Origin of the sequence: Microcystis sp. M079S1 (assembly GCF_020246425.1) — a bacterium.
GTDB classification, from domain to species: Bacteria; Cyanobacteriota; Cyanobacteriia; order Cyanobacteriales; family Microcystaceae; genus Microcystis; species Microcystis aeruginosa.
Window position 1 is genome coordinate 1 of sequence record NZ_JADBSZ010000024.1, and the last position, 6,952, is coordinate 6,952.

The window sequence follows — 6,952 nt, forward strand, 5'->3', positions numbered from 1 at the left end:
CACGATTGAGGGAATTCTCGCTTGTTTATCTAAACTGTTGACTGTGCGGGAACAATTACAAAGAGAAGCTCACCGTCATCAACAACCCTTATTAGCAGAAAATATTCCTAGACTATGGATACTAACTCCTACTGCCAGTCAGAGGATTATAACTGCTTTTTCCGCTCTCAATCATCCAGATTGGGGAGAAGGAATTTACTTTTTAGCCCCAGCATTAACCACAGCCATTATTGTCCTGCATCAATTACCTGAAACCCCTGAAACCCTTTGGTTAAGATTATTAGGCAGAGGAGGAACCAGAAGCAGAGCGATTGATGAATTAGAGGCCTTGTCTCCTCATCATCCCTTTAAATCAGCTTCCTTAAAATTATTATACAATTTGAGTAGAAACTTGCAAGCCTTACCAAAAAGAACCCAAGAGGAGAGGAAATTTATTATGCGTTTAGCCCCTTTATACGAACAAGATAGAGAAAAAGCTATTCAACAAGAAGAAGCTATCGGACTTCAACAAGGAGAAGCCAAGTTAGTGCTACGCTTACTTAAACGACGTTTTGGTGAATTGCCCCCGCATATCACCGAAACTATCCAAAAACTCTCAGTAGAAAAATTAGAAGACTTAGGAGAAGCATTGCTAGACTTTGACAGTCAAGCTGACTTAATCAATTGGCTTAATCAAGCCTAAAATCTTCGGGAAAGGCCATTTACAACTCCTCTAATTGTTTTCTTGATTGCTCGGAAAATTGAGAGCTTTATTGAATAGGGCAAGGTCTTAGAAATTAATCACGCCATCTCCATGAAAATCTGGCTTTACTGATGTGAGTTCTGAATCTTATTTTGTGAGATTTTTAAAACCTAGACCCCAACTAACTTTTGGATAGGACACACAGTTGGCATTCATCCCTTGATTCAGCAACGCCGAATAATCTTATACTACTCCTAATCACTTCTTATCTCTTGACAATGACCTTAAAAACCGATCACGGTAAAAGCCATCCTGTCGGTGCGACTGTCTTGGCCGATGGTGTCAACTTCTCACTATTTTCTAAGTATGCCACTGCCATAGAATTATTATTATTTGATGATACTAATTCTCCCGTACCTAGCCGGACTATTCTCCTCACCCCGCAAACCAACCGCACCTTTTTCTATTGGCATATTTTCGTTCACGGGATTGGAGTCGGTCAAGTGTATGCTTATCGAGTCTATGGTCCGGATAATCCGGCCCAGGGTCATCGCTTCGATCCTGATAAAGTAGTTCTCGATCCCTATGCGAAAGCGATTGTCGGTGCGGAAATTTATGATCGGCAATCTGCCAGCGAAAAAGGCGATAATTGTCATCGAGCTTTGCGGGGTCTGGTAGTGGATACGGGCCGCTACGATTGGGAAGATGACAAACCGCTACGCACTCCCTACTCTGCCAGTTTTATCTACGAAATGCACGTCGGGGGCTTTACTCGCAACCCGAATTCCGGGGTTAGCGAGGAAAAAAGAGGTACTTTTGCGGGATTAATCGAAAAAATACCCTATTTGAAAAACCTAGGCATTACTGCCGTGGAATTGTTACCGATTCATTACTTTGATCCCGCTGCCGCTATGCCGGGGTTAACTAACTATTGGGGTTATAGCACGATCGGCTTTTTTGCGCCCCATGCCGGTTACAGTAGCGATCGCTCACCCCTGGGTCCTTTGAATGAATTTCGCGATCTGGTGAAAGCTTTACACAAAGCGGGGATCGAAGTGATTCTCGATGTGGTTTTCAATCATACCGCCGAGGGGGACGAAATCGGGCCGACTCTTTCCTTGAAAGGTATCGATAATCGCACCTACTACATCCTCGATGCGGTCGATAAAAGCCTCTATAGCAACTATACTGGCTGTGGTAACACCCTCAAGGGCAGTCATCCGATTGTTGGCAAAATGATTCTCGATTGTTTGCGCTATTGGGTGTCGGAAATGCACGTCGATGGTTTTCGCTTTGACCTGGCGGCCGTATTATCGCGCAATGTGGACGGGGAACCGATTCTGCAAAAAGGTTATAACATGATCTGGGCGATCGAATCGGATCCGGTCCTAGCCGGCACAAAATTAATCGCCGAAGCTTGGGATGCGGCAGGATTGTATAGTGTCGGTCAATTTGTCGAATTTGCCGATTGGTTTTCCGAGTGGAATGGTCCTTTTCGCGATGATGTGCGCGCTTTTGTCCGGGGAGATACCGGCATAGTCAGCAAATTAGCGGCGCGGATTTTAGGAAGCCCCGACATATACCACAGACCCGATACCGATGTCAATAGAAGTATAAATTTTGTTACCTGTCACGACGGCTTTACCCTTAACGATCTAGTGTCCTACGACCGGAAACACAACGAGGCTAACGGCGAGAAGAATCGGGACGGTTGCAACCATAATTTTAGCTGGAATTGTGGGATAGAAGGGGAAACCAATAACGAGAGGATTAAAACCCTGCGACTGCAACAAATAAAAAATCTCTTAACGATCCTGTTTATTTCCCAAGGAACACCTATGCTGTTGATGGGGGACGAAGTGCGACGCACCCAAAAGGGCAACAATAACGCCTATTGTCAGGATAACCAGTTAAGTTGGTTCGATTGGAGTGCGGTAGAGCAAGAGTTCGATCTTTGGTGTTTCGTAAGGAGACTGATCGATTTTAATAAAAAATTAGCTCTTTTCCGTCAGGAAAAATTGCTAGAAGTCACCTATACCAGTCTTGAACCCCATCTCAGTTGGCATGGCGTACAGTTGAGTAAACCCGATTGGTCGGAAGATTCCCACAGTTTAGCTTTTTCCCTGCGTCATCCCAAGGCAAATGAGTATTTACACATTATGCTGAACGCTTACTGGGAATCTCTCAACTTCCAGTTACCCCCCCTATTCCCGGAGGAAAAATGGCATCGCGTCATCGATACTGCTGGGCAATTGTCCGAGGCAGCCTGTGATTTAGATGCCGAGGCCGCTGTTGAATCGGAAACCTATCGGGTGCAAGCGCGTTCGGCGGTAGTTTTAATCGTTAAACCAGTATAACAAGGGGAGAGATATTGCCCGATCGACCGATGTTGAATGCTTTAACTAATGAACAATGGCATCAATTCAATCGTCAAGTGGAAAAACGTTATTTATTTGCGGAGCAATAGCTGAAATGATGCGGCTTTCATTAGCGAAACGGGTATCGATTCTCTCTTGGTGTTTAATTGGTTTTTCCCTGCCTTGGACCGCGTTCAGCATTTCACCAGTACAGGCGAACCTAGAACCGAATGCGATCGCTATTGGTGATCCCGTCCGAGAAGAAAAGCAAGCTCGGCAGTTAGTACAATGGTTGGGAACTAAACAATACGACAAGGTGATTGCAGCTTTGTCACCCCAACTAAAACCCCTCTGGACTGCCGAAAAACTGCAAAAGGTCTGGGAAAGCCAAGTCACTGACAATACTGGACCGTTTAAGCGCATTGTCAAAAGCAAGCTACTCGATGCTATCAATGCCAATTTGGTGATTGTCACCGTTGAATTTGAGAAACTCACTGAAGATGTGGTAATTACCTTTAACCGGTCCGGTCAGATAGTTGCCGCCGATTTTCCCGAATTTCGCAGTATTTCTGAGATTGGCGATGCTTTTGTCACGTCCTTGGTCAATAAAGACTACGGCCTGGCCCGAGGTTTTTTACACCCTTTCCTGAAAGCTGAGGTTTTCCCCACCAGAGTGCAAGGTGCTTGGGAGAATTTACTTAAGCGTACCGGCCCCGTGCGTCGGATCGTGGGAACTCAGGTCAGAAAAGGCTCGGATACGGACGGTGTGGATCTGGTGTTGGTGACAATTCAATTTGAAAAACTGACGGATACTTTAATCCTCGTTTTTGATGATCAAAAGCAGATTGTCAACGTGGATTTCCCTTTAGGCAATTAGTAATCAGCCGAAATTACCCCGTAAATTGAGTTGGAGACGATAAGTTATGTTAGATAAAATCGAAGTTCCCATCGAAGCGATCGCAGCTAGGGAGATTCTAGATTCCCGCGGCCGTCCCACGATCGAAGCGGAAGTGCTATTAGAATCGGGGGCGCTCGGTTTGGCCCAGGTTCCCAGTGGCGCTTCTACGGGTAGTTTTGAGGCCCACGAATTACGCGATGATGATCCCCAGCGTTACGGTGGTAAGGGGGTCCTGAAAGCGGTTCGCAATGTCCACGAAAAAATTGTCCCGGTTTTGCAGGGGATGAATGCTTTCGACCAAGCTAGTATCGATTTAGCTATGATCGATCGCGATGGCACGGCCAATAAACGAGAATTAGGGGCTAATGCTATCCTGGCCGTCTCTCTCGCCACGGCCAAAGCGGCGGCGGCGGATCTGGGATTACCTCTCTATCGTTATCTCGCAGGTCCGATGGCCAATGTGCTACCCGTCCCAATGATGAACGTGATTAATGGTGGTTCTCACGCTGATAATAACGTCGATTTTCAGGAGTTTATGATCTTCCCCATCGGGGCCGATTCTTTTAAGGAAGGTTTGCGTTGGGGGGCGGAAGTATTCGCCGCTTTGGGGAAGGCCTTGCACGAACGCAAATTACTGACCGGTGTGGGCGATGAGGGCGGTTATGCTCCGAATTTGGCTTCAAATCAGGAAGCTTTGGATATTTTGATTGAATCGATCGAACGTGCCGGTTATAAACCGGGGTCGGAGGTGGCTTTGGCTATGGATGTGGCCGCCAGTGAATTCTATCGGGATGGTCAATACCTCTACGATGGTTCTGCCCATTCTCCCGCCGAAATGGTGGATTTTTTGGCTAGTTTAGTTGATCGCTATCCGATTATTTCCATTGAAGACGGTTTACACGAGGAAGATTGGGATAACTGGAAATTATTGACGGATAAACTGGGGGCGCGGATTCAGTTGGTGGGCGATGATTTGATGGTGACTAATCCCATCCGTCTGCAAAAAGCGATCGATCTGGGGATTGCTAACTCGATCCTGATTAAACTCAATCAGATCGGTTCTTTGACGGAAACCCTACAAACGATCGCCTTGGCCACCCGTCACGGTTATCGTTCTGTCATCAGTCATCGTTCTGGGGAAACGGAAGACACCACGATCGCGGATCTGGCGGTGGCTACTAATGCCGGACAGATTAAAACTGGTTCTCTCAGTCGCAGTGAACGGGTGGCTAAGTATAATCGCTTATTACGCATCGAAGCAGAATTGGGCGATCGGGCGGTGTACGCGCCGAAAGTCGGTTTGGGTCCAAAATTCTTGGCCTAAAATTTGAAAAAAGTTTGCAGTGATCGAAAAAGGGTGTTATAGTAAAGGTACTGATAACTGATAACTGGTCACTGACTATTGTGGTACTTCGCTGAAACCCTTTTCGGCGAAGTGTTTATTTTTGGCCTTTTTTCTGCACGAAGGTATGATTTTTGGATCAAAGGTGTTATAGTAAAGGTACTGATAACTGATAACTGGTCACTGACTATTGTGGTACTTCGCTGGAACCTTTTTCGGCGAAGTATTTATTTAAGCTCAGTTCGGGTTAAGCCGATTGAGGTAAAAGCCAATCCATCGGTCGAGAAGGCTTCTTCCCTTGGTGACAGTAAGCAATCAAAGCGGACAAAACGTTAACGCAAAAATTAACGGTATTCCGATGGTGAGATGGTTCAATTTGGGGAATATTCTTGGAATTGGCCAATAATCGTCTCAATGCTCAAGCCGAACTCATAGAGCGTTATCGCAGCCAGCGATAGAGAGTTTTTGGGAAAGGGAAAGTTCCCCGTCAGATTTCGACCTCCATTGATTTTTGTAAATAATAATTTCAAGGCACTCGCTACTAGCATAGGATAGAAACGTCGGATTTCTAGGATGGGGGATGATGAAAGACAGTTCTATATTCCAACGTTTCCCACAGGTATTCGCGGGTTTATCGGTGCTATCGATCGCTCTCGTCTTGAGTTCGTGGATAGCGGCACGCTCGTTCTTGGCGGTGAAACGGGCGAGCGATGTTTTTGTCGTCACTGGTTCGGCCAAAAGGGCGATTACATCCGATTATCTTCTCTGGCGTTTATCGGTTTCCAGTCAACAACCCAGCGCCCAGGATGCGTACCGGGATCTGAGCCGGCAAACCGAGCGGATACGAGCTTATCTCAAAGAAAAACAAGTTCCCGAGGACGCAATCACCACTAACGCGATCGAGACGATGGCGATTCCCGAAGTAACAGCTAACGGCCAGGAAACCGGACAAATTCTTGCCTATCGCCTCACCCAACGCTTCGAGATCCGATCGGGCGATGTGGCCCGTTACACGGAACTTTCTAGGCAGGTAACGGAATTGATCGAGGAGGGAATTAGCCTCGTCTCCGAACCCCCCCAATACCTTTACACCCAACTCGATCAACTGCGGGTGGAAATGGTGGCTGCGGCGACCAAGGATGCGAGAGCGAGAGCCGAGGCAATCGCCAGTAGTACCGGCAGTCGGGTGGGAAGGGTGCGCGATGCGAAAACGGGAGTTTTTCAGATCACCTCGCGCAATTCCACTGACGTGAGCGATTCGGGAATTTACGACACCTCCTCGATCGACAAAGATATCACCGCGGTCGTTTCGGTAACTTTCGGGATCGAGTGAATTACAGTCTTTACCTACGGGTGCATCTGATTTTTGTCAATTAAAGTAACGAACGCTCCCTTTGCTGTCATCAAACGTCCTCCTATTAGTCGTCGTCAACTTCACCTGATGGGTTTTTCTAAAGGTGGTAAACGACGTAAATATGGTGGCTCTACCACAAGACATGGGTTCCGTAAAGGAGATTTAGTTTCTTCTCCCAAAGGAATTGGTTATGTTAGTGGAGATACCGAAAAACAGCTAGGGACTTGCGTGGGAATAATATCCCAGCCAGAAAATCGCTCTGTAGAAGAATCAGACCAGCCAGATGGCATATTATCAAAGCGCAAGTCCCTTATACCAA

5 protein-coding genes and 2 pseudogenes are annotated in these 6,952 nt (G+C 46.7%); 6 read left to right on the forward strand and 1 reads right to left on the reverse strand.

Going from position 1 to position 6,952, the window contains the following annotated elements; translation table 11 throughout:
- From IM456_RS01435 to eno, 4 genes are all read left to right on the forward strand, one after another.
- A partial coding sequence (locus tag IM456_RS01435) for a DUF4351 domain-containing protein (RefSeq protein ID WP_287692296.1) occupies positions 1-682 on the forward strand: 682 nt, incomplete at its 5' end.
- Positions 683-960: 278 nt separating this feature from the next.
- Positions 961-3,039, forward strand: coding sequence for a glycogen debranching protein GlgX (gene glgX, locus IM456_RS01440; protein WP_287692299.1), 2,079 nt, complete (start codon positions 961-963; stop codon positions 3,037-3,039).
- 115 nt (positions 3,040-3,154) lie between these two features.
- Entirely contained in the window at positions 3,155-3,916 is a 762-nt protein-coding gene (locus IM456_RS01445; protein ID WP_149987626.1) for a DUF3887 domain-containing protein, read from the forward strand.
- Between the two features lie 46 nt (positions 3,917-3,962).
- A complete protein-coding gene (gene eno / locus IM456_RS01450) occupies positions 3,963-5,261 on the forward strand; it encodes a phosphopyruvate hydratase (protein ID WP_149987625.1) in 1,299 nt (432 codons plus the stop codon).
- Positions 5,262-5,526: 265 nt separating this feature from the next.
- Here the strand turns inward: eno and IM456_RS01455 are convergent.
- Positions 5,527-5,695, reverse strand: a pseudogene (locus IM456_RS01455) (IS982 family transposase); the annotation flags it as partial.
- 167 nt (positions 5,696-5,862) lie between these two features.
- On the opposite strand from IM456_RS01455, the gene IM456_RS01460 reads away from it, so the two are divergent.
- Complete coding sequence (locus tag IM456_RS01460) at positions 5,863-6,612, forward strand: SIMPL domain-containing protein (RefSeq protein ID WP_149987638.1); 750 nt, start codon at positions 5,863-5,865, stop codon at positions 6,610-6,612.
- A gap of 39 nt (positions 6,613-6,651) precedes the next feature.
- Positions 6,652-6,852 (forward strand): annotated as a pseudogene (locus IM456_RS01465) (RRXRR domain-containing protein); the annotation flags it as partial.
- Positions 6,853-6,952 lie beyond the last annotated feature (100 nt).

Excerpts from the sequence above, each read along its gene's own strand:
- glgX (WP_287692299.1), top strand. The coding sequence starts at position 961 with ATGACCTTAAAAACCGATCACGGTAAAAGCCATCCTGTCGGTGCGACT.
- IM456_RS01445 (WP_149987626.1), top strand. The coding sequence starts at position 3,155 with ATGATGCGGCTTTCATTAGCGAAACGGGTATCGATTCTCTCTTGGTGT.
- eno (WP_149987625.1), top strand. The coding sequence starts at position 3,963 with ATGTTAGATAAAATCGAAGTTCCCATCGAAGCGATCGCAGCTAGGGAG.
- IM456_RS01460 (WP_149987638.1), top strand. The coding sequence starts at position 5,863 with ATGAAAGACAGTTCTATATTCCAACGTTTCCCACAGGTATTCGCGGGT.